Below are 26,130 nucleotides of genomic sequence, written 5' to 3' on the forward strand. Positions count from 1 at the left end.
CCGTCACCCCCGCGCGCACCCCGGCCGATGGTGCAAGGTTCCGCACCACGGCGCGAGGACCGGTCCCGACCACACTGCCGCCCCCTGCGACAAACGGTCGCACCCCCACCCGGGTGTGCGGGTCTACCATGCCCGGACCGACCCACGCGGAGTCGTCCGTGGCGCTGTTTGATCCGCTGCTGCTTTCCCGAATCCAGTTTGGCTTCGTGATCACCTGCCACATCCTGTTCCCGGCCTTCACCATCGGCCTAGCGAGCTGGCTGGCGTTCCTCGAATGGCGCTGGCTGCGCACCCGCGACGGCCTGTGGCGCGACCTGTACTTCTTCTGGCTGAAGATCTTCGCCGTGTCGTTCGGCATGGGGGTGGTCAGCGGCATCGTCATGAGCTTCCAGTTCGGCACCAACTGGTCGGTGCTGAGCGAGAAGGCCGGCAACATCCTCGGGCCGCTGCTGAGCTACGAGGTGCTGACCGCGTTCTTCCTCGAAGCGACCTTCCTCGGCGTCATGCTGTTTGGCTGGAAGCGGGTGCCGGAGCGGCTGCACTTCCTCGCCACCTGCATGGTGGCGCTGGGTACGCTGATCTCCACGTTCTGGATCATCGCGGCCAACAGCTGGATGCAGACGCCGGCCGGCTACACGCTGACCGCCGATGGCGTGTTCGAGCCCGCCAGCTGGTGGGCGATCATCTTCAACCCGTCGTTCCCGTACCGGCTGGCGCACATGGTGCTGGCCGCGTTCATCACCACCTGCTTCGTCATCGGTGGGGTCAGCGCCGGTTACCTGCGCCGCGGCGTGCATCGCGAGGCTGGCGTGCGCATGCTCAAGCTGGCGGTCGCTTTCGCCGCGATCACCGTCCCGTTGCAGGTGCTGGTGGGCGACCTGCATGGCCTCAACGTGGGCGAGCACCAGCCGACCAAGCTGGCGGCGATGGAGGCGCACTGGGAGGCGGGCGCACCCGGCGAGGGTGTGCCGCTGGTCCTGTTCGCGGTGCCCAATGCCACCGCCGAGCGCAACGACTACGAGATCGCCATCCCGCGCCTGGGCAGCCTGATCCTGACCCATTCGCTCGATGGCGAGATCCAGCCGCTGAAAGCCGTGCCCCCCAGTGAACGGCCGCCGGTGGCGCCGGTGTTCTTCGGCTTCCGGGTGATGGTCGGGCTGGGTGTGGCGATGCTGTTGCTGGCACTGGGCTCGGCGTTCGCGTGGTGGCGCGACCTTCTGTTCGCTGGCGATAGTGCGTTGGGCCGCGGCTTGCAGCGCGGCTGGCGCTGGATGACGTTTTCGGGGTTCGTGGCCCTCGTCGCGGGCTGGTACGTGGTCGAGATAGGCCGCCAGCCGTACGTCGTCTACGGGCTGTTGCGCACCGCCGATGCGGTCAGTGCCGTGGACGGACGCAGCGTGCTGTTCTCGCTGCTGGTGTTCGCGGTGGTGTACCTGGTCGTGTTCGGCGCGGGGCTCTGGTACCTGGTCAAACTCGTGCGCAAGGGGCCGCAACCGCACGAACCGGCGCCGGATAGGGATGAAGGCGAGAAAACACCCGCGCGTCCGCTGTCACTGATGGACGACGCCGACATCACCTCGCCGCAGGTGCGGTCATGACCGCGCGCGCAGGTCCCCACCTGCACGGCGATGAGGAGGCGGTCTGATGGACGCATGGCTGCCGGTGGTCTGGTACGGCGTGATTGGTTTCGGCGTGCTGATGTACGTGTTGCTCGACGGCTTCGTCCTCGGCCTGGGCATCCTCGCCCCGTTCGCCGAGGACGAGCACCAACTGGACCACATGATGAACACCGCCGCCCCCATCTGGGACGGCAACGAAACCTGGCTGGTGCTGGGCGGGGCGGGCCTGCTCGCGGCTTTCCCAAAGGCCTATGCGGTGGTGCTGTCGGCGCTGTACCTGCCGGTGCTGCTGATGCTGATCGCGCTGGTGTTCCGCGGCGTGGCCTTCGAGTTCCGCTTCCGCGCGCAACGTGCCAAGGCGGCCTGGGGCGTGGCGTTCTCGCTGGGCTCGCTGCTGGCGGCCTTCGCCCAAGGGGTGATCCTCGGCGCACTGGTGGAGGGCATGCCGCTGCAGGAGGGCAAGTACGTCGGCGGCGCGTTCGACTGGTTCAGTCCCTTCTCGATGCTGACCGGCGCGGCGGTGGTGTTCGGCTACGCCTTGCTCGGCAGCACCTGGCTGGTGCTGAAGACCGAAGGCCGGCTGCAGGCGATGGCGCGGACCATGACCCGGCCGCTGGTGCTGGTGGTGGTGGTCTTCATGGGTCTGGTCAGCGCGTGGCTGCCGTTCCTGGATTCGCGGTTGATGGCGCGCTGGTTCGAGGGCGGCAACTTCTGGTGGCTGTCGCCGGTGCCGCTGCTGGTGCTGGCCAACGCGCTGGCGCTGTGGCGCGCGGCATTGCGGCAGGGGCGCGACGCCGCCCCCTTCGTGCTGACGCTATGTTTCTTCGTGCTCGGTTTCGCCGGCCTGGTGCTGGGCATGTGGCCGTACATCGTGCCGCCCGGGTTGACCCTGTGGCAGGCGGCATCGCCGCCCTCGTCGCAGGGATTCGTGCTGGTGGGGCTGGTGGTGCTGCTGCCGGCGATCCTCGGATACACCGCCTGGTCGTACCGGGTATTTCGCGGCAAGGTCGCCGCCGACGCCGGCTATCACTGAACCTCCCACGCGCGCCGGCGGGGACGTCATGGTTCGCACCTGCGTTACAGCGGGTATGCTGTGGAACACCCAGTTCCGGAACCCGCGGCCAGCCCCCGCTGGCCTCCCCGCATGCAAGCCTACGTGTACAAGAGCCTGAGAAAGGCCGACACCTACATCTACCTCGCCGTGCGCGACGAATTCACGCGTCTACCGGAACCGCTGCGCACCCAGCTGGGCCCGCTGCAGTTCGTGATGGAAGTGGCGTTGACCCCGGAGCGCCGCCTGGCGCGCGAGGACGTGGCCACGGTGCGTGAGAACCTTGCCGCACGCGGCTTCCACCTGCAGTTCCCGCCGTCACAGGCACTGGACCCGATGACCGAAGACTGGGGCACCGATGGCTGACCTGCGGCGGATGCTGCTTTCGCCAATCTCGCTGCTGCTCGCAGGGCTGGTCCTGTCCGCATTGACCGTGTTCGCCGGACCCCTGGCGGCGGTGGCCGGCGTGCTGGCCCAGCCCACCTTCGCGATTGCCGTGTCGGCGTGGCGCCGTCGCGATGAATTGACCACGCCTTCGGCCTGGCGCCGGGACGCCCTGGCGTTGCTGGGGCTGTGGTCCGTCGGCATCGCCGCGATCGCGCTGCTGGTGGCATGGCCACTGCGTGCGCTGATGGACAGCGGTTCGCTGGCCTCGGCGCTGGTGCTCAGCGGCGTTGCCGGGCTGGCACTGCTCGGCTTGTGGCGCCTGTGGCCACTCTGGCACGCGGTCGAGCGCGAAGGCGGCGACCTGCGCTGGCATTGGCAGCGGCTGTCCGAACTGGAGCCGGGCGCGTGGCGCGGGCTGGTCGTGGCCGTGGCCGTGGCGGCCATTGCCGCGCTGGTGATCGTGCTGGCCTGGCCCGGATTGCTGGCCGACGGCGCCCGCTGGCGCGTAGCCCTGCTGCTGGCGCTGGCTTCGCCGGCGCTGCACTACCTGCTGCAGCGCCAGGAGCCGGCCGACGAACTGATGCTGCTCGACGACGCATCGGGCACCGCCTTCGATGCCGACGCGCCCGTCGAGCCGCCCATGCCGGTCGACGGCCCGCTGGAACCCGCGCTCTACACCGCCGCCCGCACCGGTCGTGCCGAGCGCGCGCTCGAGCTCCTCGCCGCAGGCGCCGACCCGCACGCACCGCCCCCGGCGGAGGATCGCGACCGCCGCAGCCTCGCCGTGCTGGCGGCGGTGCTGCCCGACCTGCGCCTGCTGCGCGCGCTGATCGGCCACGGCGTGGACCTCAATTCGGCCGCGGCCGGCATCACCCCGTTGCTCGCCGCCTGCCGCGACAGCTGGCACGGCCGCCCCGACGCGGTGATGACCCTGCTGGCCAACGGCGCCGACCCGCGCGCCACCGACTTTGACGGCAACACTCCGCTGCATCACGCCGCGCGCAGTTCCGATCCGGGCGTGGCCGCACTCCTGCTGGATGCGGCTGCCGAGATCGATGCGCTCAACCACGAAGGCTTCTCACCCCTGGGCGTGGCCTGCACCGCGGGCAACTGGCGGTTGGCGCGCTTCCTCATGGAACGGGGCGCCAAGGCCGAACCCGCGGGCGGCCAGCCGGCGCTGCTGGCGGCGGCGGGTAGCGATGACGACGACCCGGCCGGCGTGCTGCTCCTGCTCAAGCAGCGGGCCAAGGTGGATGCCCGCGGCGCGCAGGGCCGCACCGCGCTGCTCGAAGCCGCGCATGCCGGCAACGCCGATGTCGTCGCGGCCCTTCTGGCGGCCGGTGCGGACCTGACCCACGCCGACGCCCAGGGCCGCACTGCGTTGCTCGAAGGCGCGCGCGGTGGCCATGCCGCGGTGCTTGAGCGCTTGCTTGAACACAACTTCGCGCGCGGGCAGACATTGCTCGATGCCGTCGACGACCAGGGCCGCAATGCGCTGGCGCTGGCGGTGGTCGCGGAGCAGGCATCGGCGGCGATGGTACGCCGCATGGTGGAACTGGGTCTCGACCCGCTGCGCCCGGACCAGGACGGCAAGCGCCCGGTCGACCGCGCCGCCGAGGCTGGCCGCTGGGCCCTCGTCGCCGAGCTGGACCCCACCTACCCGTTGCCCGCCAGCGTGCGCGAGACCGACGCCGACACGCCGTTGCCCGACCGCGCTCCCGCCGCCCTGCTGCGCGAAGCGATGCATGACGGTCGGGAGGATGCGCTGGCCCCGCTGGCGCACCTGCTCTCGCCCGCTGAGCTGGGCGCCATGCTGCACGACGACGAGGCACGGCAGCCGCATCGCATCAGTTGGCTGCTCGACCAGGGCGCCGTGGCGGACGTGCGCGATGCCAAGGGCGACACCCCGTTGCTGGCACGCCTGGCCCAAGGCCCCTCGGCGCTGCCGGCGGTGCGCGCGTTGCTGGAACGCGCGGTCTCTCCGGCCGGTCGCGGCGGCCTGGCCCGATTCCTCGCGGCCTGCGCGGCGGAAGACCAGGCGAGCCGCGCCTTGGAGCAGCAGGCCCTCGACCTGCTTGAGCGTGGCGCCGATCCCTTCGGTCCTTCCCCGGCGGGCGACCCGCCGATTGCCATGGCCGTGCGCCTGGGTTGGACCCGCCTGCTGGCGCGCCTGTTGGCGATCGGCGTTCACCTCGACACCCGCGACAGCCATGGCATGAGCGCGCTGCACCTGGCGGCGGCGCTCGGTCGCGAGGCGATGGTGAAGACCCTCGTCGCCCACGGCGCCTCGCCCGACCTGCTTGCGGCCGATGGCCAGACTCCGCTCGGCGTCGCGCTGGCGTCAGGCCGTCGCGACATCGCCGATTGGCTGGACTGGCGCGGCTGGCCGCTGCCGCACCGCGCCTTGCAGGCCAGCGATGTACCGGCCGCCGCCATCGTCGGCGACGCCGACGCCGTGCGCCGCCTGCTGGACCTCGGCCTGCCGGTGGATGCGGTGGACACCCAGGGCTGCACCGCACTGCTGCGCGCCGCCGGTGGCGGACACCGCGCGGTCGTCGACCTGCTGCTGGCGCGTGGCGCCGACCCGCAACTCGCGGCCCGGTCCGGCGCGACGCCGTTGTCGGCGGCGGTCAGCATGCGCCACGTCGAACTCGTCGATCGGCTGATCGCGGCCGGCGCCCCCGTCGAGCAGCGCCTGCCGGGAGAACTCACCGTGCTCATGGTGGCGTGCGCCCTGGGCCTGCCGGAAATGGCCGCGCGGCTGCTGGCCGCGGGCGCCGACGTTCACGCCATCGATGCGCAGGGCCGCACGCCGCTGCATTGCGCCAGCATGTTCGCCTTCACCGCGCGCGAGCGCAGCCGCGTGGTCGCGCTGTTCGACACCCTGCTGCTCGCCGGTGCCGAGGCAGGCGTCAACGTACCGGCCGCCGGTGCCACGCCGCTGCTGCTGCTCCTCGGTGCGCGCGCCGAACCGGGCAGCGCCGCGGACGAAGAGGTGCTCATCGCGGGCCTGGAGCAGCTGCTCGACCACGATGCGCGCCTGGATGCGCAGGACCCGCGTGGTTTCGGACCCCTGCATCTGTCCGCCTTGCACGGCCTGCTGGGCGTGGTGCAGTGGCTGCAGCGCGCCGGCGCGGACGCCAGCCTACGCGATGGACTCAACCGCACCCCGCGCGAGATCGCGGTGATGCGGGGCTTCGTCGACATCGCCGCCGAGCTGGATTCGCGCCCGCGCAGCGGCGACGTGTCGATGGCACGCTTCCTGCGCGAGCAACGCTAGGCACGGATGGCGGGGCGGCCCCGCCATCCGCAGGCGCTCGTACGTCGCGATGGACGCTGTCCACTGAGCCGACGCCGTTGCCGGGTCCGGCCGTTCAATCGGTGGAGCGTCGGCGCTCCACCGCCATGCCGCCCAGCACGCCCTCGCCCTGGTCGGCGTTGAACAACTCCTCCAGTTCCTTGCGCGCATCCGCGGCGGTCTGCAGCAGCGCCGCCTCGTCTTCATGCACCTGGTACTGCGCCAGCAGCACGCGCTCGTCATGCTCGCGGAAGCGCCGCGCATGCTGCTGCGCCACGGCCGCCGGCACGCCCAGGGCCATCAGCACCTCCTCGCCCAGGCGCAGGCTGGAGTGGAACATCTCGCGCACCGCATAGGCGCCCAGGTCCATGAGTTCCCACGCGTGGCGCCGGTCGCGCGCGCGGGCAAACACCTTGGCATCGGGATACAGGCGGCGGATCGTGCGCACCGTCTGCAGGCTGCCTTCGGTTTCGTCGATGGCAATGACGAACGCCTTGACGTGCGCCGCACCGGCCGAACGCAGCAGCTCGGGATTGGCCGGATCGCCGTAATAGATGATGTTGCCGAAGCGACGCACGAAATCCACCTGGTCGGCGCTGTGCTCGATGGCGATGAACGGCACGCGTTGCGCCACCAGCAGGCGCGCGATGATCTGCCCGAAGCGGCCGAAGCCGGCGATCAGCACCTGCGGATGGCCGTCGGGAATGGCGTCGAAGGCACGCTTGGGCGCGGTAGGCGCGCGCGCCGCCAGCAGCCGCGTCACCGCCATCACCAGCAGCGGGGTCAGCGCCATGGACACACCCACCACCGCCACCAGCCGGTCGCGAAGGACCTCGGCCAGCAGGCCGGCCTTCACCGCTTCGGCAAACACCACGAAGGCGAATTCGCCACCCAACGCCAGCACCGCCGCCAGCTGCAGCGCTTCGCGCCGATCAAGGCCGCCGGGCAGGCGACCCACCAGCAGCAGCAGCAGGAACTTCACTGCCATCAACCCGGCCACCAGGCCGAGCACCTGGCCCGGCTCGGCCATCACCCGCCCCAGGTCGATGGACATGCCCACCGCCATGAAGAACAGGCCCAGCAACAGGCCTTTGAACGGATTGATCTGCGATTCCAGCTCGTGGCGGAACTCCGAGTCCGCCAGCAGCACGCCGGCGAGGAACGCACCGAGGCCCGCCGACAGGCCCGCTTCCTGCATCAGCCATGCCGCGCCGAGCACGGTGAGCAGCGCCGCGCCGGTGAACACCTCCGGCATCTGCGCGCGCGCCACGACGCGGAAGAGGTGGCGCAGCGCCCAGCGCCCGCCCAGCGCCAACAGCGCGATCGCACCGAGCGCCTTGAACAACTCGTCCCAGCCCAGCCCGCCGTCCACCGCCGCGGCGCGGCCGAGCAGCGGGATGGCCGCCAGCAGCGGGATCGCGGCGATGTCCTGGAACAGCAGGATCGCGAAGCCCAGGCGGCCGTGGTCGGTGTTGAGCGCCTTGCGCTCTGACAACAACTGCAGGCCCACCGCGGTGGACGACAGCGCCAGGCCCACGCCCACCACCAGCGCGGCCTTCCAGCCCAGGCCCAACGCCATCGCCGCGGCACCCAGCGCCAGGCCCGTCAGCGCCACCTGCGCGCCGCCGCTGCCGAACACCGGGCGGCGCATCACCTTGAGGCGCGACGGGGAGAGCTCCAAGCCGATGACGAACAGCATCATCACCACGCCAATCTCCGCCGCGGCAAGCACCGGCTCCGCGTCGCGCACGAAGCGCAGGCCATTGGGCCCCAGCGCTACCCCCGCCACCAGGTAGCCGAGCACCGCCCCGAGCCCGAAACGGCGGAAGGCCGGCACCGCGATCACCGCGGCCAGCAGGAACACCAGTGCGAGTTCGAGACCGCCGCCGTGCATATGCACCTCCAGAGGTGATTATGCCGCCGGCGTGGCAGTCGCGCGTTGCCGGCGGGCGTTGCTAGACTCCGGAGCACATACCAAAGTCACGCAAAGGGAGTCGCGCGATGGTCAGGATGTTCAACGTAACGCTGGCACTGATGATTGGGCTTGTCGTGGCCCCTGCGGCCAGCGCATCGGGTGGGGGTGCGGCGGCGGTGCGCAAGCAGGCGGTCGCCAGCATGGTGGTGACCGGCGAGATCCGCGTCGACGAACGGGGCCACGTCACCGCGCACCAGATCGATCAGGTCGAGAAGGTCCCCGCGGGCGTGGTGGGCCTGTTCGGCAGGGCAGTGCCGCAATGGCGGTTCGAACCGGTGGTGGTGGATGGCGTGGCCCGCCCGGCCCGATCGAAGATGCGCGTGCGGGTGGTGGCACGCAAGCTCGACCATGGCGACTACTCGATCGAGTTCCAGGATGCCGACTTCCCGGGCAATGGGTACGCACCCGGCACGTACCCATCATCGAAAAAGATGACACAGCCTCGCTACCCCATGGGCGCCTTGAGCAGTGGCGCCTCGGCGGCGGTCTTTGTGGTGGTCAAGGTGGGGCCGGACGGGCAACCGGAAGACGCCGTGGCCGAGCAGGTCAACCTGCCGTTCGTTGCACCCGAAAAGGCCATGGAGCGCTACCGCAAGGTGTTCGGTGATTCCGCGGTCCGTGCCGCCATGGCCTCCCAGTTCAATCCCCCGACCGCCGGCGAGGAGGTTGGAAAGTCGACTTCCGTGCGCGTGCCGTACGTGTTCCAGGTGGAGGGCGGCAAGCCGGTGGACGTGCCTTATGGCCAGTGGGCCTCCTATGTGCCGGGCCCGTACCATCCCGCGCCCTGGCGGGTCGGCGAACTGGGCGGCTCGCCGGACCTGATGGCTACGGGCGCCGGCGCGCAGCCCCTGTTTGGCAGGGATGGATTGCGCCTGCTGACCGCGCTGGTTGACGGCGGCTGAGTTCGAGCGGCGGATCCGCTTGGTCCGGCGGGCGGTGAGGAATCAGCGCCTCAAAGCCGGGGCATCTCAAGGTGCGCGCTGGCGACCTGAGCGCCTAATTTTGGATTATCGCAAGGGGAGTAGAGATGGAAGCACGGGTAGTGAAAGGGGTGTTTCTGGCAATCGCGTCGCTGTGGGCCTCATCGGTGCCCGCGAGTGGCGCAGACCGTTCACTCAGGGGCCCGGGCAGTGTTGTCGAGGGAAAGGAGCGCGGAGAACCGAAAGTCTTCCATGTTGTGGCCAAGGTCGAGATCGGGCCAACCGGCGACATCACGAGGGTAATCCCCGATTTGGCGCTTGGGCGTGAGGTAGGTGGCGCCGTTGAGAGGGCTGTGCGTGCGCTGTCGTTCACCCCTGCGACCGTCGATGACAAACCTGCTGCGGGTACTACATTCGTTCGCATGATGGGGTGTGCCGTTCCGTTGGAGCAGGATGGATTTCGGTTGGCATTCGCCTACACCTCGCATGGCCCCGGTTATTCCAAGCTTCCCCATCCCACCTATCCGGCCGCTGCATTGCGCATTGGCGCCACCGGACATTTTGAGGTCCAGGTTACTTTGCAGCCGGATGGCACGGCCCGCATGGATCAAGTGAGGGTGATCGAAGGCGGTGCGCGTGCTGAAAAGACCTTTGCCGAATCCATCAAGGCTTGGGTGGCCGAGTTGCGCTACGAGCCCGAAATGGTGGCCGGCAAAGCGGTGCCGACGTCCATGTCCATCCCTCTGGAATTCGGCATGGAACCCTTCAGCCGCAAGGCGTGGAGGGCCGAGCAGAAGGCGCTGCGAGACCAGCAGGTTCAGTCGGATGCATGCCAGGTCGCATTTGGCCGGGAACGCACGCGGCCATCGAAATCGGTGGCGCTGAACAGTCCCTTCGTACTGAAAGAAGGCGGTTGAATTCCTGGAAGAAAACAGACGCCCCGCATTGCGGGGCGTCTGTCCGGATTCGGGTGCTGTAAGGAACGCAGGCTACAGCAGCACTCAGCGCTTCATCGAGCTGAAGAACTCGTCGTTGGACTTGGTGGTCTTCATCTTGTCCAGCAGGAACTCCATCGCGCCGATCTCGTCCATGCCGTGCAGCAGCTTGCGCAGGATCCAGATCTTCTGCAGCAGTTCGGGTTCGATCAGCAGGTCCTCGCGGCGGGTGCCGCTGCGGTTGATGTCGATGGCCGGGTACACGCGCTTCTCGGCGATGCGGCGGTTCAGGTGCACTTCGCTGTTGCCGGTGCCCTTGAACTCCTCGTAGATCACCTCGTCCATCTTGCTGCCGGTGTCGATCAGCGCGGTGGCGATGATGGTCAGCGAGCCGCCTTCCTCCACGTTACGCGCCGCGCCGAAGAAGCGCTTCGGGCGGTGCAGGGCGTTGGCGTCAACGCCGCCGGTCAGCACCTTGCCCGAGGAGGGCACGACGTTGTTGTAGGCGCGGGCGAGGCGCGTGATCGAGTCGAGCAGGATCACCACGTCCTTCTTGTGCTCGACCAGGCGCTTGGCGCGTTCGATCACCATCTCGGCGACCTGCACGTGGCGCGCGGCCGGCTCGTCGAAGGTCGAGCTGACCACTTCGCCGCGCACGGTGCGCTGCATCTCGGTCACTTCTTCCGGACGCTCGTCCACCAGCAGCACGATCAGGTGCACGTCCGGGTGGTTGCTGGTGATGGCGGTGGCGACCTGCTGCATCAGCATGGTCTTGCCGGCCTTGGGCGGCGACACGATCAGCGCGCGCTGGCCCTTGCCCTGCGGCGCCATCAAATCGAGGATGCGGCCGGTGATGTCCTCGGTGCTGCCATCGCCGCGTTCCAGGCGGAACTTCTTGCGCGGGAACAGCGGGGTGAGGTTCTCGAACAGGGTCTTGTTCTTCGACGCTTCCAGCGGCTCACCGTTGATGGTGTCGACCACGTTCAGCGCGAAGTAGCGCTCGCCGTCCTTCGGCCAGCGGATGCGGCCCGACAGATGGTCGCCGGTGCGCAGGTTGAAGCGGCGGATCTGGCTGGGGCTGATGTAGGTGTCGTCCGGGCCGGCCAGATAGCTGGCCTCGGCCGCACGCAGGAAGCCGAAGCCATCCGGGAGGATTTCCAGCACGCCGTCGGCGGCAACGCCTTCGCCATGGCGGGTCAGCACCTTCAACAGGGCGAAGATCACGTCCTGCTTGCGCGCGCGGGCCACGCCGTCGGTGATCTGCAGCTGGTCGGCAATTTCCAGCAGCTTGGGCGTCGGCATGCGCTTGAGGTCGCCCAGCGAGTACGCCGGGAAGCCTTCGGGCACCTGCGGGTGGGGGCGGGCCACGAAGGTGTCGTTGCCGCCGCCGTCGTCGGGCATGCCGCCATCGCGCTGGCGATCGCGCTGGCGGTCGCGGCGGTTGCGGAAGCGGTCACGGCGGTTGCCGCGGCCGTCAAAGTCACGGTCGTTGCGCTGGCCGCCACCTTGACCCTGGCCCTGCCCGGCGCCTTCGCCACCGGCCTGGGGCGGGCTGGCTTCGCCGCCACCACCGCCAGCGGCGGGTGCGGCCGGAGCCGGCGCCGGTGCCGGTGCCGGAGCCGAAGTTGGAGCCGGTGCCGCGGCAGGCGCGGCGGTGACCGCAGCCGGTGCCGGTGCCGGGGCGGACGCGGCCGCCGGTGCCCGGGTCGGGGCGGTGTCGGGGGTCGCAGGCGCCGTTTCGGCGGCAGCCTTGGGCACACGCGGCTTGCGCACGCGCTTTTCGGCGGTTTCGCCGGCGTCGGGGGTGTTATCGGACAAGCAGGGAATCCTCGCTAAGCGGCGAGCGCTCGCAGGCGGCGAGCGGGACGTCAGGGACGTGGTTATGAAAGAGGGGTGTGGCGGCGTAGGCGCGCCCAGTACCGCGAAACTAGCACCGGGGCCGCGTGCCGCGCAAGCACTGTCGGAGGGGAGGGTGCATCCGGTTCAGGTGTGGCGCCGGCCGTCCCCGGTCGGCGCCAGGGGCGCTCAGAGCGCCTTGTCGATCAGCTGCGCGATCTGCGGCTTGCCCACCGCGCCGATCTGGGTGGCCTGCACCTGGCCGTTCTTGAACACCAGCAGCATCGGGATCGAGCGCACGTGGTACTTCATGGCCGTGGCCTGGTTGTGGTCCACGTTGACCTTCACCACCTTGGCCTTGCCCGCGTATTCCTCGGCGATGGCGTCCAGGGCCGGGGCGATCATCTTGCAGGGGCCGCACCACTCCGCCCAGAAGTCGACCAGCACCGGTTCGGACGACTGCAGCACGGCGGCGTCGAAATCGGCATCGCCGACATGCATCACTTTATCGCTCACAAGGATTCTCCTGCGGGTTGGGTCTGGGCACGGCCAGGGTGGCATGGGGGCCGTGGTCGGGGCGCGAAGCCGCCGTCGCCGGCCGCCCGGCCCGCTGCGCGGCGGGCCATACGGTAAACTGGGGCGTTACCCGACGGCTTCAAGGCGGCCGGGGACCCCAATCCGAGCCGGCATCCGAGGACGCCGGCACCGGCAGTCTGCGATGCGGACCGCCACCCACGCAAGCGCACCACCGCAACTCTGCGGACCGCGCGCGGACATGCCAAGCCGATGAGCGACAAGCCCCTAACCGATATTTCCTTCTCGTCGTTCGACCTGCATCCGAGCCTGCTGGCCGGTCTGGAGAGCGCCGGGTTCTCCCGCATGACCCCGATCCAGGCGCTGACCCTGCCGCTGGCCCTGCAGGGCCGCGACGTCGCCGGCCAGGCCCAGACCGGCACCGGCAAGACCCTGGCCTTCCTGGTCGCGGTGATGAACCGCCTGCTGACCCGTCCGGCCCTGGCCGACCGCAAGCCCGAGGACCCGCGCGCGCTGATCCTCGCGCCGACCCGCGAACTCGCCATCCAGATCCACAAGGACGCGGTGAAGTTCGGCAGCGACCTGGGCCTGAAGTTCGCCCTGGTCTACGGTGGCGTGGACTACGACAAGCAGCGCGAGATCCTGCAGAAGGGCGCCGACGTCATCATCGCCACGCCCGGCCGCCTCATCGACTACGTCAAGCAGCACAAGGTGGTCAGCCTGCACGCCTGCGAGATGTGCGTGCTGGACGAAGCCGACCGCATGTTCGACCTGGGCTTCATCAAGGACATCCGCTTCCTGCTGCGCCGCATGCCCGAGCGCACCACGCGGCAGACCCTGCTGTTCAGCGCCACCCTCAGCCACCGCGTGCTGGAGTTGGCCTACGAGCACATGAACGAGCCGGAGAAGCTCGTCGTGGAAACCGAATCCATCACCGCGGCCCGGGTGCGGCAGAGGCTGTACTACCCCGCGGACGAAGAGAAGATCCCGCTGCTGCTGGGCCTGTTGTCGCGCAGCGAGGGTGCGCGGACGATGGTGTTCGTCAATACCAAGGCGTTCGTCGAGCGCGTGGCGCGGGCGCTGGAGAAGGCCGGTTACCGCGTGGGCGTGCTGTCGGGCGACGTGCCGCAGAAGAAGCGCGAGTCGCTGCTGAAGAAGTTCCAGGCCGGTCAGCTGGAGCTGCTGGTGGCCACCGACGTGGCCGCGCGCGGCCTGCACATCGACGGCGTGTCGCACGTCTACAACTACGACCTGCCGTTCGATGCCGAGGACTACGTGCACCGCATCGGCCGCACCGCGCGCCTGGGCGCGGAGGGCGACGCGATCAGCTTCGCCTGCGAGCGCTATGCCCAGGGCCTGCCGGACATCGAGGCCTACATCGAGCAGAAGATCCCGTCCGAGCCGGTGACCGCCGAGCTTCTCACGGCGCTGCCGCGCACTCCGCGCCCGCTGCCGGAAGGCGGAGTGGACGAGGGCGAGGATGGCGAGGCCGAGAGCATCGCCGGCATCTTCAAGGAGGCGCGCGAGCAGCGCGCCGCCGACGAGGAGCGTCGCGGCGGTGGTCGCGGCCAGGGCGCGCGCGGCAGCCGCAGCGGAAGCGGCAGCCGTAGCGGAACCCGCGAAGGCGCTCGCCGCGAAGGTGGCCGCAGCGAGGGCGGCGGTCATGCCGGCCGTCCGCGCCGCGAGGCCGGGGAGGGGCAGCCCGCGCGGCCGCCGCGCCCCGAACCCAATCCGGCGGTGCAGGCCGCTCCCGGTGCGGAAGGGGCCGAGGCCGATCGTCCCGCGCGCAAGCGCCGCCGCCGCCGCGGTGGGCGCCGCATCGACGGGGCCGAGGGCGCCGTCGCCAACGATGGGCAGGTCGCCGCACCGGCCCCCGTGGCGCGCCCGGCCGGCAAGCCCAACCACGTGCCGGCTACCAAGCCGTCGCGACCGGCCGCGACTGAAGCCAAGGCGGGCCTGCTGACGCGCATCGGCCGTGGGCTCAAGGCGCTGGTGACCCGCGCCCCGCGTTCGCAGCACTGACGCCATGGGACTGCGACGCCCTGCCCCGTTCGGGCGGGGTGTCGCCGTGCTGCGCTGGTCTTCGTCGCCGTCGCCGTCGATACTGATGGCATCGACAACGACCGGTGACCGATGAGCGTCCTGCGCTTCGACAACGTCAGCAAGCAATACGGCGGTGGCCATACCGCCCTGAGCGAGGTCAGCTTTGACGTGGCGGCCGGCGAGATGCTGTTCGTCACCGGGCATTCCGGCGCCGGCAAGAGCACCCTGCTCAAGCTCATCCACCTCAGCGAGCGCCCCAGCCGCGGCGCCGTCCTGTTCCGCGAGAAGAACCTGTTGAAGGTGCGTGGCGGCAAAGTCGCCCTGCACCGACGCGACGTGGGCGTGGTCTACCAAGACCACCGCCTGCTCGCGGATCGCAGCGTGGCCGACAACGTCGCGCTGCCACTGCTGCTGCGCGGGCTGCGCCGGGGCGACATCGCCAAGCGCGTGCGCGTGGTGCTGGAGCGGGTGGGGCTGGGTGCGCGTGCCAATGCGCTGCCGACCCAGCTGTCCGCCGGCGAACAGCAGCGCGTGGGCATCGCCCGCGCGGTGGTGACCGAGCCGGCGCTGCTGGTGGCCGACGAACCCACCGGCAACCTGGATCCCACGTTGTCGGCCGAGATCCTGGCCCTGTTCGAAAGCCTGCCCGAGCGCGGCACCAGCGTGCTGGTGGCCAGCCATGACCTGGGGCTGGTCAAGCGTATGAAAAAGCGCGTGCTGGTGCTCAACCAGGGCCGCCTGGTCGATGACATCCGTCCGGAGGAACTGGCCGAATGAGTGTCGACACGGGCAACCTGCCCACGCCCCCCGGTCGCGCGCAGTCCCGGCTGGGCACGTGGTTCGACCACCACGTCTACAGCCTGGTGGCCAGCGTGGGCCGCATGCTGCGCAAACCCTGGGCCACGCTGCTGACGGTGGGCGTCATGGCGGTGGCGCTGGCGCTGCCGCTCGGGTTGTGGGTGGCGCTGCAGAACGTGCAGCGCTTCACCGGCGATGTGCAGCAGGCGCGGCAGGTCAGCGTGTTCCTCAAGCCCGAAGTCGCCCGCGCCCGCGCCACCGAACTCGCTGCGCAACTGCGCGCGCGCGGCGACGTCGCCGCCGTCGAGCACCGCACGCCTGAACAGGGGCTGGCCGAACTGCGCGAGCGCAGCGGGCTTTCCGACGTGCTCGCCGGCGTGGACGGCAACCCGCTGCCGCACCTGCTGCTGGTCATGCCAAGGGGCGACGAGACGCTGCTTGCCGACGCGCTGCAGGCGCTGCCGGAGGCCGACGTGGTGCAGCACGATGCCACCTGGCGCCAGCGCCTGGATGGCTGGCTCCGCTTCGGTGGCCGCGTCGCCCTGGTGCTGGCCGCGCTGCTGGGGCTTGGCGCGCTGCTGGTGGTGGGCAACACCGTCCGCCTGGACATCCAGTCGCGGCGCGAGGAAATCGGCGTGCTGCAGTTGCTGGGCGCGACCGACGGCTTCATCCGCCGTCCGTTCCTGTACCTGGGTGCCTGCTACGGCCTTGCCGCGGGCGCGATTGCGCTGGCGATGCTGAACGCCGCCGACCTCGCCCTGCGCGTGCCACTGGCCGAACTGGCCGCCAGCTACGGCAGCCGTTTCGCCCTGCAGGGCTTCAACCTGCAACAAGCCGCGTGCCTCGTGGCCGGCGCCGGCGGGCTCGGCTGGCTCGGTGCTGGCCTGGTCACCGGCCATTACCTGCGGCAGACGCGACCAACCGACACCTGAGCATGGACAGCACCGAACTCCGTCATCTGGACGCCGCCGCCACGCGGGTGATGGTCGTCGACGGCTCCAAACTGGTGCGCAAGCTCATCGGCGACGTGCTGGTGCGCGAGCTGCCGGGGGTGCAACTGGTGTCATGCGGCAGCATCGCCGAGGCCCGTGCGGCGCTGGCCGGGGGCCCGGTCAACCTGGTCACCACCTCGCTGGTGCTGCCCGACGGCGATGGCATAGCACTGGCGCGCACCGTGCGCGAGGCCGCAGGACAGGCGTATGTGCCGGTGATCGTGGTCTCCGGCGAGGCACAGTCGCACCTGGAGGCGCGGCGTTTCACCGAAGACGTCACCGATTATTTCGACAAGGCGCTGGGGCATCAAGCGCTGGCCACCTTCATCCGCGGCTACGTGCAGCCCGAGGCCATCCCCGGCGCGCGCGTGTTGTACGTGGAGGACAGCAAGGTGGTGGCGCTGGCGACCAAGCGGATGCTTGAGCGCCACGGCCTCAAGGTGCTGCATTTCGTCGGCGTGGAAGAGGCGCTGGCGCACCTGGAGGCGCACCTGGGCCAGGACGACGTCGGTGCCGACGTGATCCTCACCGACGTGTACCTGAAGGGTGCGCTGGAAGGCGGCGACCTGCTGCAGCGCGTGCGCCAGGTGTACGGCTACGGCAAGCGGCGCCTGCCGGTGCTGGTGATGACCGGCGACGCGAATCCGGCCAACCAGACGGCGCTGCTGCGAGATGGCGCCAATGATCTGGTGCTGAAGCCGATCGAGGAGCGGTTGCTGATCACCAAGACGCTGTTCCAGTTGCGGTTGGCGCGGCTGCCGGAGCAGGGGGCGATTGATGGTTGAGTACTGCGGGAAGCCGGGAGGACAGCGCCCTCTCAAGTCGCTCCCCGTTACACGCTTTGTTGAGAGGGCGCTGCCCTCCCGGCTTGCCATGCGTCATGGTTGAAGAACGCATCAAGCTCGAGCCTTCGTGGAAAGCGCGCGTGGGCGACTGGCTGCAGCGCGAGGACATGCGGGCGCTGTCGGACTTCCTGCGCGAGCGCAAGGCGCGGGGCGCGGAGGTGTATCCGCCGGGGCCGCAGATCTTTGCCGCGTTCGAGGCCACGCCCTTCGACCAGGTGAAAGTGGTGGTCCTTGGCCAGGACCCGTACCACGGTGCGGGCCAGGCGCATGGGTTGTGCTTCTCGGTGCAGCCGGGCGTGGACGTGCCGCCGTCGCTGCTCAACATCTACAAGGAAATCGAACGCGACCTCGGCGTGCCGCGACCGGACCACGGTTGCCTGCTGCCTTGGGCGCGGCAAGGCGTGCTGCTGCTCAATGCCGTGCTCACGGTCGAGGCCGGCAAGGCGGGCAGCCACCAGGGCAAGGGTTGGGAAGGGTTTACCGACCACGTGGTGGACACGCTCAACCGTGAACGCGAAGGGCTGGTGTTCCTGCTGTGGGGCAGCTACGCGCAGGCCAAGGGCAAGGTGATCGATCCGCGCAGGCACAAGGTGCTGAAGGCGCCGCACCCGTCGCCTCTGTCGGCACATCGCGGCTTCAGTGGCTGCGGGCACTTCTCCGCCGCCAACGCCTACCTCGCGCGGCAAGGATTGGCGCCCATCGACTGGTCGTTGCCGCCGCGCGCGGCGTTGGCCTGAGGGCGCATCAGCGGTGACCGTTTCCTCGGAAACCGCTGAAAAAATAGGGGTGTCGGCGTGAAAAAATGGTCGTCCCGCATCGCAAGGCAGTCCCATGGCAGTGGCCGGCACCCTCGGCATCCTCGGTTACGGCCGCTTTGGCCAGGCATTGGCCGGTCTGCTGCAAGCACAGGCATACCCCTGGTACGCGCATGATCCGGTGGCTGCGGTGCCCGCAGCCCATGCCGTTGCCTCGCCCGAGGCGTTGGCAGCGCAGGCCGAGGTGCTGATCGTCGCGGTGCCGGTGTCGCAGTTCCAATCCGCGCTGCAGGCGCTGCGTCCACACCTGCAGCCGCACCACATCGTCATCGACGTGGCAAGCGTGAAGCAGGGGCCGTGCGAAGTGATGGATGCGCTGCTGGGACGCGACATCGCGCACGTTGGCGCGCATCCGCTGTTCGGTCCGCTCAGCATCGCGCGCGCCGAGCCGTTGCGCACCGTGATCTGCTCCAGTCCGCAGCATCCGCGCGCCGCGGACCGCGCCGAGGCGCTGTTCGTCGCACTCGGCAGCGAAGTGACGCGGCAGACGCCGGAGGCGCACGACCGCTTCATGGCACTGACCCATGCGATGGCGTTCTTCATCGCCAAGGGCCTGCTCGACCTCGGCGTGGGCGATGACCTACGTTGGGCCCCGCCCAGCTTCGCCGCCCTCGCGGCCTCGATCGCCGCGGTGCGCGCGGACGCCGGCCACCTGTTCCGCGCGATCCAGAACGACAATCCATACGCCGCGCACACCCGGCGTCAGTTCATCGACGCATTGCGGCAGATCGACGAACGCATCGGCGACAGCGCCACCAGCGAGCCCGCGGCCGCCGCGGTGGCTCTGGCGATTCCGGACCTCGGACAACATTCGCCGGCATTACGCGAGGTGCGCGAACACATCGACGAGTTGGACCGCGAGCTGGTGGACCTGCTGCGTCGTCGACGTGAACTGAGCGCACGGGCAGCGGCGGCCAAACGTGAACTTGGGGCGCCGGTGCTGGACCCGACGCGGGAGGCCGACCTGATGCACCAGCGCGCGCAATGGGCCGAAGCGGCGGGGCTCGCGCCAGACGACGTGCAGGTGCTGTTCCGCGGCATCCTCGGGATGAGCCGGAGGGTGCAGGGAGCGGGATAACGCGGTTTCTCGCCATGCCGCTGACGTGACGGTCGTGTGTCCCTAGACGCTTGTCGCACGTTCGAATGCGGTAAGTGTGTTCTTTAGCGTAGCCTTGCTCCCAAGCAGGCAGCTGCAATCGTATGCACCTGCTCATCCCCCTGCTGGCAGGTACGCTTGCCTCTGGGTCCCGCGCCAGCCGCGGGTTGCGCAAGCCAGCGGGCAAGGCAGGGGAGTGTCATGACGGCGGATTCAAACCAGCTGGCGTTGATCGCCGACATCGGCGGCACCAACGCGCGCTTCGCGCTGACCGATCTGTCCGCGCCGCAGCCGGCGCTGCTGCAGTCGCGGGCGCTGTGCAATGCCGAGTTCGCCAGCCTGCAGCACGCGGCGGAGCATTACCTGGAAGGTGTCGGGGTGCGCCCGCGGCGCGCCGCGATCGCCGTCGCCTCGCCGGTTGCGGCCGACGAGATCCGGCTGACCAACCGCGCCTGGTCGTTCAGCCGCAGCGAGCTGCAACGTACGCTGGGCTTGGATGAGCTGCGCATGCTCAATGATTTTGGCGCCGTCGCGTGGGCGGTCCCGGCGCTGTCGCCGGAGGACTGCGTCGCCCTGTATGGCCCGTCGATGGCACCGCTGCGCGGGCCCGTGAGTGTGCTGGGCCCGGGCACCGGCTTTGGCGTGGCCCTGCTGGTTGGCGACGCCCAGCGCGGCTGGCAGCCGGTGGAAACCGAGGGTGGCCACGTGACCCTGGCCCCGATCGGCGAGGAGGAGCACGCCATCGTGCGCTGGATGGATGCGCAGCACGGCCGCACATCGCACGAGCGCGTGTTGTCCGGTGCCGGCCTCGCCCAACTGGATGCCGCGTTGCGCGGCGTGGCCCCCACCCCCGGTGCGACACCGACTGGCGTGCGAGATCCGGCCGAGATCGTGGCCGCCGCGCTGGAAGGCCACGACGTAGCCTCACGCCGCGCGCTGGCGCGCTTCTGCGCGATCCTCGGCAGCGTGGCCGGCGACGCCGCGCTGATCCATGGCGCACGCACGCTGGTGATCGCCGGCGGCATCGTCCCGCGCTTCGTGCCGTTCCTGCGCAGCAGCGCGTTCCGCGAGCGTTTCCTGGCCAAGGGGCGGTTCGCGGCGTATCTGGAGTCGGTGTCGGTGAATGTGGTGACGCACCCGCATCCGGGGCTGCTCGGCGCGGCGGTGGCGTTGCGCCAGGGCACGGCCTGATCCTCGACGACGGGCACGATACCTGCTGGTCTGCAGACCTCGCCCACGACAAAATAAAAAACCCGCCAGCATCAGCTGGCGGGTTCGTTTTTTCCGACGCGGGCAAGCCTTAGAAGCGGTAGCTGGCACCCAGCAGGACCTGGCGGCCGTACTCGTTGTACATCCGCGGCTGGTTGCCGTCGGCATCGAACGTCTCGCGGTACGGTTCGTTGTCCAGGTTGTTGACCTGCAGCAGCAGCGACAGGCCTGCCAGGCTGGTGCCCTCGCCGAAGGTGTAGCCCAGCTGCGCGTCGATGATCTCCTCGCCCTGGATGTAGCGCGGCGAACGGTCACCGCCAAAGCCCTGCACTTCGCCCAGGAACGAGGAGCGCTTGCGCTGGCTCACGCGGGCCGAGAAGCCATACTTCTCGTAGTACAGGGTGAGGTTGGACACCTCGCGCGACAGGCCCGGCAGCTGGATCGCCGGTTCGTTCTCGAACGGAGTGACGCGGCTGTGCGTGTTGGAGTAGCTGGCCTGTACGCCGAAGCCGTCCAGCGGCGCCCACAGCAGGTCGAACGGCACCGACACCGCGGCCTCGAAGCCGTAGATGATGCCGCCGTTCACGTTGCGCGGCGCCTTGAAGTAGCCGATGTTGGACGGCGGCACGATGCCGCGCGGCTCGTAGCCGGTGAAATCGTAGCCGTATTCCTCGACTTCCATGACCCACGAATGCAGGTCCTTGTGGAAGGCCGCGAGGGAGAAGTAGCCGCGGTCCGCGAAATACTTCTCGTACGACACGTCCACCGCGGTCGCGCGCCACGGTTCCAGCTCCGGGTTGCCGCCGCTGGCGTACCACACCGGGGTAGGACCGCGGTCGGTCTTGACCTCGACGTTCTGGTTGGCGCGCATCTGGTCCATGCGCGGACGGGCCATCTGCTCACCCAGGCCAATGCGCAGCGTCTGGTCATGGGCCAGGCCGAACGCCAGGTTCAGGCTGGGCAGCACGTCGGTATGGACCGCCCCGCCGTTGAGCGGAATCGGCGCGTCGGCGTCGGAGAAGGGCACGATCAGGCCATCGGAGCTCTGGTCGACGCGCACCACCTGCAGGCCGACGTTGCCGCGCAGCGACGTGGAGCCCACGTCGGTATTGATATTCCACTTCACGTAACCGGTGGTCGTGTCCTCGTTGACCGTCCAGTTCTTGTTGCGGATGTCGGGATGGCTGTGCGGGTCGATCTCGTACAGGCCATAGACCTGCATGATGTCGTAGCTGATGGTGCCGGGAATGCCAGTGAAACCGAGGTCCGCGGGATCGTTGATCGCGCTGCCGGGGATCGGCATCGACAGCCCACCGTTGGGCACGCGCAGGAACGCCTCCAGCCCGCTCTGCCGGGTCTTCTCGCGCTCGGCGCGGTTAACGCCGAATTCCACGCTGCTGAAGATGCCGTCGTCAAAGCTGCGCTCGGCGCCCAGGCGCAGCGAGGTCAACTCGTCCTCCACGCGCGGGAACTTGACGAAGCCCGCCTGGCCCCAGCCCGCCGGGTCGGTGAGCACCACGTTGGCCGGATCGGCCAGGGCCACGTCGTAGGTGAAGTTGGGCAGGCCGGTGGCGGTGTCGATGGTGAAGTCGACGTTGGCGGTGTTGCCTTGGCTGACGTGTCCGAGGCCGGCGTACGTCTCCAGCAGCATCTCGTCGCGCTCGGCCTTGGACCAGCTGAGGTCGGCGGTGGCCGTCCACTGGTCGTTGAAGCGGAACTTGTGGTTCCAGCCCGCGGCGAAGATCTTGTCGTCCTGGGTGTTGAGGTCGTTGCGCAGCACCGGGCGCACGTTGCTGAAGGTGCCGCCGACGACCATGCCATCGCGGATCACCGGGTTGGTGAGCGTGACCTCATTGCGGTTGCCCCAGCCCAGCGGCGCCTCGATGAAGCGGCTGGTCTCGGATTTGTCGAACTCGGAGTAGAACAGGTCGAGTACGGTCGAGTAGCGGTCGTTGGGCTTGAACTCCAACACGCCCATCAGGCCGTCGCGCTTGCTCTCGGTGGACGACGCGATCGACTTGCTGCCGCCGATCACGGCGTTGCCGCCGGCGCCAGGGAAGTCGGTCGGATAGCCCCACGCTTCCCAGCGGTTCGCCTGTCCCGGCGAATCCATGTGCGCATAGCCGATGGCCACGCCCAGCTTGTCGTCCAGGAACTGGTCGATGTACGACGCGCTGGCGCGGAAGCCCATGTCGTCGTAGCCGGGGTTGAGCTCGCCCAGCGAATTCTTCTCGCCGCGCACGTTGAACGCGGTGACGCGCTCGCTGAAGTCCAGCGGCCGCACGGTCTTGAGGTTCACGGTGCCGGAGAGGCCCTGGCCGATCAGGCCCGCGTCAACGGTCTTGTGCACCACCACGGCGCTGAGCAGTTCGGAGGGGTACTGGTCGAACTCGGCGCCACGGTTGTGGCCCACGCTGACCTGCTCACGCCCGTTCAACAGGGTGGTGCCGAAGTCCTCGGCCAGGCCGCGGATGCTGATGGTGGAGGCGCGGCCGGCCACGCGCTGCGCGGTCAGGCCCGGCAGGCGGGCGATCGACTCGGCGATGCTTTGGTCGGGCAGCTTGCCGATGTCCTCGGCGGAAATCGCCTCGACGATCACGTCAGCCGACTGCTTGGTCTCGATCGCACGCTCGATGCCGACGCGGATGCCGGTCACGGTGACCTTGTCCAGGGTTGACGCATCGTCCTGGGTCGCGTCGCTCTGATTCTCCTGGGCGCCGTCGGTGACGGTCTGCGCCTGTACGCCCGCGGCCACGAGCATCGTTGCCGATGCCAGCGCCACGCTGAGCAGGTTGCGCTTCAGCTTCAACATCTCCCCCTCCACTTGAACTCAATCGTTATCTGTTTCGGACCGCTTGCGTCGATTGCGCCTGGCTGGCCCCGGTTTGGCTGGACGTAATGCCCAACTCCAGCGTGAACCGATGGTAGTCGCGGCCGGTCGTGCACAAATCGGGCTGCATACGTATTCATTGCGAACGGACGCATGCGTGGTCACGTTTGCCCCGGGTGCGTGGAATATTGGTCGCGCCACGGGCGGAGCCGACCCGCCGCGGGAGGGTTTCTGAATGCGCTTTGCGCCATTGGTTTGGGGACTGGCCGGCGGGCTGGCCATGGCATGCGCGCCGACGCCGGCGGCCGCCGCGTCCCGCCCGTCGGGCGCGCTGCACGTGCCGTCGCCGGACTGGCGCGACCAGGTCATCTACTTCGCGATGATCGACCGCTTCGACGATGGCGACCCGCGCAACAACAACCAGGGCGAGGGCGAGTCCGACCCGCGCGACGGCGCGCGCTACAGCGGGGGCGACCTGCGAGGCTTGGCCAGGCGGCTCGACTACATCCGCGGACTGGGCGCCACCGCGGTGTGGATCACGCCACCGGTCGCGCACCAGTGGTGGAACCGCGACGTGACCTACGGGGGCTACCACGGCTACTGGGCCGAGAATTTCAAACGCATCGACGCGCACTTCGGCACGCTGGACGACTACCGGGCGCTGTCGCGCGGGCTGCACGCGCGTGGCATGTACCTGGTGCAGGACATCGTGGTCAACCACGTGGCCAACTACTGGGGCTACAAGGGCGGGTGGTCCGCCGACGATCCTGCGGCGCACTTCGTGCTGCATCCGGCCGCGGGCGGGCGCACGGCCCCGACGCAGGCGCCGTTCGACCTGAATGATCCGCGCCGGCGTTCGCACCGTGCGGCGGGGATCTACCACTGGACCCCTGACATCAGTGACTATGCCGACCCGGTGCAGGAACGCGACTGGCAGATGGCCGGGCTGGATGACCTCAACACCGAGAACCCGCAAGTGCGCGACGCGTTACGCGACTCGTATGCGTACTGGATCCGCGAGGCGGGGGTGGACGCGTATCGGGTGGACACCGCGTTCTACGTGCCGCCGGCGTTCTTCGCCGACTTCCTCCACGGTCGTGGCCCGGGCCGTCCCGGCATCCTGCAGGCCGCGCGGGCGACGGGGCGCGAGCAGTTCCACGTCTTCGGCGAGGGCTTCGGCATCGACCGCCCGTTCGAGGACGTGCAGGCGCGGCGAATCGACGGCTACATGCGTGGCGCCGATGGCACGCCGCTGCTACCGGGCATGATCAACTTCCCGCTGTACGGCACCACGCTGGACGTGTTTGCGCGCGGGCAGGCCCCGGCCGCGCTGGCACACCGCATCGCCAACGTCATGCAGGTACACGCGCAGCCGCACCTGATGCCCAGCTTCATCGACAACCATGACGTCGACCGGTTCCTGGCCGGTGGCACCGAGCCAGGGCTGAAGCAGGCGTTGCTGATGCTGATGACCCTGCCCGGCATTCCCACCATCTACTACGGCACCGAGCAGGGCTTCACCCAGCCGCGCGCGGCGATGTTCGCGGCGGGCTATGGCGCTGGCGGACGCGACCACTTCGACACCCAGGCGCCGCTGTACCGCTACCTGCAGCAGGTCATCGCGCTGCGCCGCGGGCACCGGGTGTTGTCCCGCGGCGTGCCCGAGGTGCTGCAGGCCAACGCGGCGGCACCGGGCGCCCTGGCCTACCGCATGCGCGGCGAAGGCGACGCCGCGCTGGTGGTGTTCAACACCGCCGATCGCGCCACGCTGCTCGACAACCTCGACACCGGGCTGCCCACGGGCACGGTGTTGCGGGGTGCCTTCGCGATCGATGCGCCGGTGCACGAGTTGGTGGTGGGCGCGGGCGGACGGGTCACGCTGCTGTTGGCTGCGCGCAGCGGTCAGGTGTGGTTGCATTCGGCGCAGATCGCCGCGCCGAATGCTTCGCCGGACGCGGAGGGCGCGGCGCCGCCAATGCCGTCCGCCGCAGCGACAGATCGCTCGGTGGCGGCCACGCCGCACCTCACCCTGGATGCCTTGCCGTCACGCGCGGCAGGCGGCCCCATCACCGCCCGCGGCACGGCGCGTGCACAGCGTGAAATCCAGTTGGTGCTGGATGGCGACGTCGCCACCGCCCAACGCGTGCCGGTCGGCCGCGACGGCCGTTGGCAGGCCCACGTCGCCACTGCCGGGTTGGTGGACGCCGCAGTGGAGCATCGCCTCGTCGCATGGGACCCGATCGGCGGTGTTGCATCCGCGGCGGAGGTGTTTCGCGTGGATCCGGTGTGGACCGCGCTCGCCGTGGTGGATGATCCCGCCGATGACGACCACGGCCCCAACGGCCAGTACCGTTACCCCGACGACGCCGGCTGGCGCGCGGCCGGGCGCGTGCTCGACCTGCGCCGCGTGCGCGTGGCGGCCAATGGCGGCGCGCTGCAACTGGAACTGCAGACCGCCGCCATGGCCGCGGCGTGGAACCCCGCCAACGGCTTCGACCACGCCGCCTACACCGTGTACGTGCAACTGCCGGGTCGCACGGATGGCGCGACGGTCATGCCACAACAGAACGCCCACCTGCCCGACGGCATGCGCTGGCATTACCGGCTGCGCGTGCACGGCTGGTCGAACGCACTGTTCGCCGCGGACGGCGCCACTGCCACCGACGAGGGCACTGCGGTGACGCCGGCGGCGACCCTCGGCGTCGATCGCGCCAGCGCGACGTTGCGCCTGACCCTGCCTGCCAGCGCGCTCGGCCACCCGGCGACGCTGGCCGGGGTCAAGGTGTACGTCACCACCTGGGACTACGACGGCGGCTACCGCGCGTTGACTCCGGCGGGCGGGGCGATGGTGTTCGGCGGTGGCGATGGCGCGACCGCGCCGCGGGTGATGGATGCGGTGAGCGTAAGTACGCGGTAGGGCGCCTGGTAGGCATCCCGGGCTCAGGCC

General features: G+C 69.6%; 18 protein-coding genes. 14 read left to right on the plus strand and 4 right to left on the minus strand.

What is annotated here, in order from left to right:
• Positions 1-128 precede the first annotated feature (128 nt).
• The 4 genes from AC3ARF_RS00875 to AC3ARF_RS00890 all read left to right on the plus strand — a co-directional run bounded on the left by AC3ARF_RS00875 (position 129) and on the right by AC3ARF_RS00890 (position 6,337).
• Positions 129-1,598, plus strand: a complete 1,470-nt coding sequence (locus AC3ARF_RS00875; RefSeq protein WP_498929429.1) for a cytochrome ubiquinol oxidase subunit I — start codon at positions 129-131, stop codon at positions 1,596-1,598.
• Between the two features lie 46 nt (positions 1,599-1,644).
• Complete coding sequence (gene cydB / locus AC3ARF_RS00880; RefSeq protein ID WP_498929431.1) at positions 1,645-2,652, plus strand: cytochrome d ubiquinol oxidase subunit II; 1,008 nt, start codon at positions 1,645-1,647, stop codon at positions 2,650-2,652.
• Positions 2,653-2,763: 111 nt separating this feature from the next.
• Complete coding sequence (locus AC3ARF_RS00885; RefSeq protein ID WP_498929433.1) at positions 2,764-3,036, plus strand: YcgL domain-containing protein; 273 nt, start codon at positions 2,764-2,766, stop codon at positions 3,034-3,036.
• Positions 3,029-6,337: an ankyrin repeat domain-containing protein gene (locus AC3ARF_RS00890; RefSeq protein ID WP_498929435.1), complete on the plus strand. Its 3,309-nt coding sequence runs from the start codon at positions 3,029-3,031 to the stop codon at positions 6,335-6,337. The genes AC3ARF_RS00885 and AC3ARF_RS00890 overlap by 8 nt, the downstream gene beginning before the upstream one ends.
• A gap of 94 nt (positions 6,338-6,431) precedes the next feature.
• Here the strand turns inward: AC3ARF_RS00890 and AC3ARF_RS00895 are convergent, their stop codons facing one another.
• On the minus strand, positions 6,432-8,249 hold the full coding sequence (locus AC3ARF_RS00895; protein WP_498929437.1) for a monovalent cation:proton antiporter-2 (CPA2) family protein: 1,818 nt from the start codon (positions 8,247-8,249) through the stop codon (positions 6,432-6,434).
• 107 nt (positions 8,250-8,356) lie between these two features.
• On the opposite strand from AC3ARF_RS00895, the gene AC3ARF_RS00900 reads away from it, so the two are divergent.
• The gene (locus AC3ARF_RS00900) at positions 8,357-9,232 is read left to right on the plus strand and encodes an energy transducer TonB (RefSeq protein WP_498929439.1); all 876 of its coding nucleotides are present in this window, start codon (positions 8,357-8,359) and stop codon (positions 9,230-9,232) included.
• 125 nt (positions 9,233-9,357) lie between these two features.
• Positions 9,358-10,167, plus strand: coding sequence for an energy transducer TonB (locus AC3ARF_RS00905; RefSeq protein WP_498929441.1), 810 nt, complete (start codon positions 9,358-9,360; stop codon positions 10,165-10,167).
• 84 nt (positions 10,168-10,251) lie between these two features.
• On the opposite strand, the gene rho is transcribed toward AC3ARF_RS00905, so the two are convergent.
• Positions 10,252-12,003, minus strand: coding sequence for a transcription termination factor Rho (rho, locus tag AC3ARF_RS00910; RefSeq protein ID WP_498929443.1), 1,752 nt, complete (start codon positions 12,001-12,003; stop codon positions 10,252-10,254).
• A 207-nt stretch (positions 12,004-12,210) separates the two neighbouring features.
• A complete protein-coding gene (gene trxA / locus AC3ARF_RS00915) occupies positions 12,211-12,537 on the minus strand; it encodes a thioredoxin TrxA (RefSeq protein ID WP_498929445.1) in 327 nt (108 codons plus the stop codon).
• 270 nt (positions 12,538-12,807) lie between these two features.
• Between trxA and rhlB the strand changes: the two genes are divergently transcribed.
• The 7 genes from rhlB to glk all read left to right on the plus strand — a co-directional run bounded on the left by rhlB (position 12,808) and on the right by glk (position 20,335).
• The gene (gene rhlB, locus AC3ARF_RS00920; RefSeq protein WP_498929447.1) at positions 12,808-14,577 is read left to right on the plus strand and encodes an ATP-dependent RNA helicase RhlB; all 1,770 of its coding nucleotides are present in this window, start codon (positions 12,808-12,810) and stop codon (positions 14,575-14,577) included.
• Between the two features lie 111 nt (positions 14,578-14,688).
• A complete protein-coding gene (ftsE, locus tag AC3ARF_RS00925) occupies positions 14,689-15,375 on the plus strand; it encodes a cell division ATP-binding protein FtsE (RefSeq protein WP_498929449.1) in 687 nt (228 codons plus the stop codon).
• The gene (gene ftsX, locus AC3ARF_RS00930; RefSeq protein ID WP_498929451.1) at positions 15,372-16,328 is read left to right on the plus strand and encodes a permease-like cell division protein FtsX; all 957 of its coding nucleotides are present in this window, start codon (positions 15,372-15,374) and stop codon (positions 16,326-16,328) included. The genes ftsE and ftsX overlap by 4 nt, the downstream gene beginning before the upstream one ends.
• 2 nt (positions 16,329-16,330) lie before the next feature.
• Positions 16,331-17,173 (plus strand): response regulator, encoded by an 843-nt coding sequence (locus AC3ARF_RS00935; protein ID WP_498929452.1) that lies wholly within the window; start codon positions 16,331-16,333, stop codon positions 17,171-17,173.
• A 95-nt stretch (positions 17,174-17,268) separates the two neighbouring features.
• The gene (gene ung / locus AC3ARF_RS00940; RefSeq protein ID WP_498929454.1) at positions 17,269-17,970 is read left to right on the plus strand and encodes a uracil-DNA glycosylase; all 702 of its coding nucleotides are present in this window, start codon (positions 17,269-17,271) and stop codon (positions 17,968-17,970) included.
• Positions 17,971-18,064: 94 nt separating this feature from the next.
• Positions 18,065-19,126 (plus strand): prephenate dehydrogenase/arogenate dehydrogenase family protein, encoded by a 1,062-nt coding sequence (locus AC3ARF_RS00945; protein WP_498929456.1) that lies wholly within the window; start codon positions 18,065-18,067, stop codon positions 19,124-19,126.
• Between the two features lie 219 nt (positions 19,127-19,345).
• Positions 19,346-20,335 carry a glucokinase gene (gene glk, locus AC3ARF_RS00950; RefSeq protein ID WP_498929458.1) on the plus strand — a complete coding sequence of 330 codons (990 nt, stop codon included), beginning with the start codon at positions 19,346-19,348 and terminating at the stop codon, positions 20,333-20,335.
• Positions 20,336-20,444: 109 nt separating this feature from the next.
• Here the strand turns inward: glk and AC3ARF_RS00955 are convergent, their stop codons facing one another.
• A complete protein-coding gene (locus tag AC3ARF_RS00955) occupies positions 20,445-23,165 on the minus strand; it encodes a TonB-dependent receptor (RefSeq protein WP_498929460.1) in 2,721 nt (906 codons plus the stop codon).
• 253 nt (positions 23,166-23,418) lie between these two features.
• Between AC3ARF_RS00955 and AC3ARF_RS00960 the strand changes: the two genes are divergently transcribed.
• Positions 23,419-26,100: an alpha-amylase family glycosyl hydrolase gene (locus AC3ARF_RS00960; RefSeq protein ID WP_498929462.1), complete on the plus strand. Its 2,682-nt coding sequence runs from the start codon at positions 23,419-23,421 to the stop codon at positions 26,098-26,100.
• Positions 26,101-26,130 lie beyond the last annotated feature (30 nt).

It is taken from the genome of Lysobacter sp. KACC 24251, from assembly GCF_057747755.1.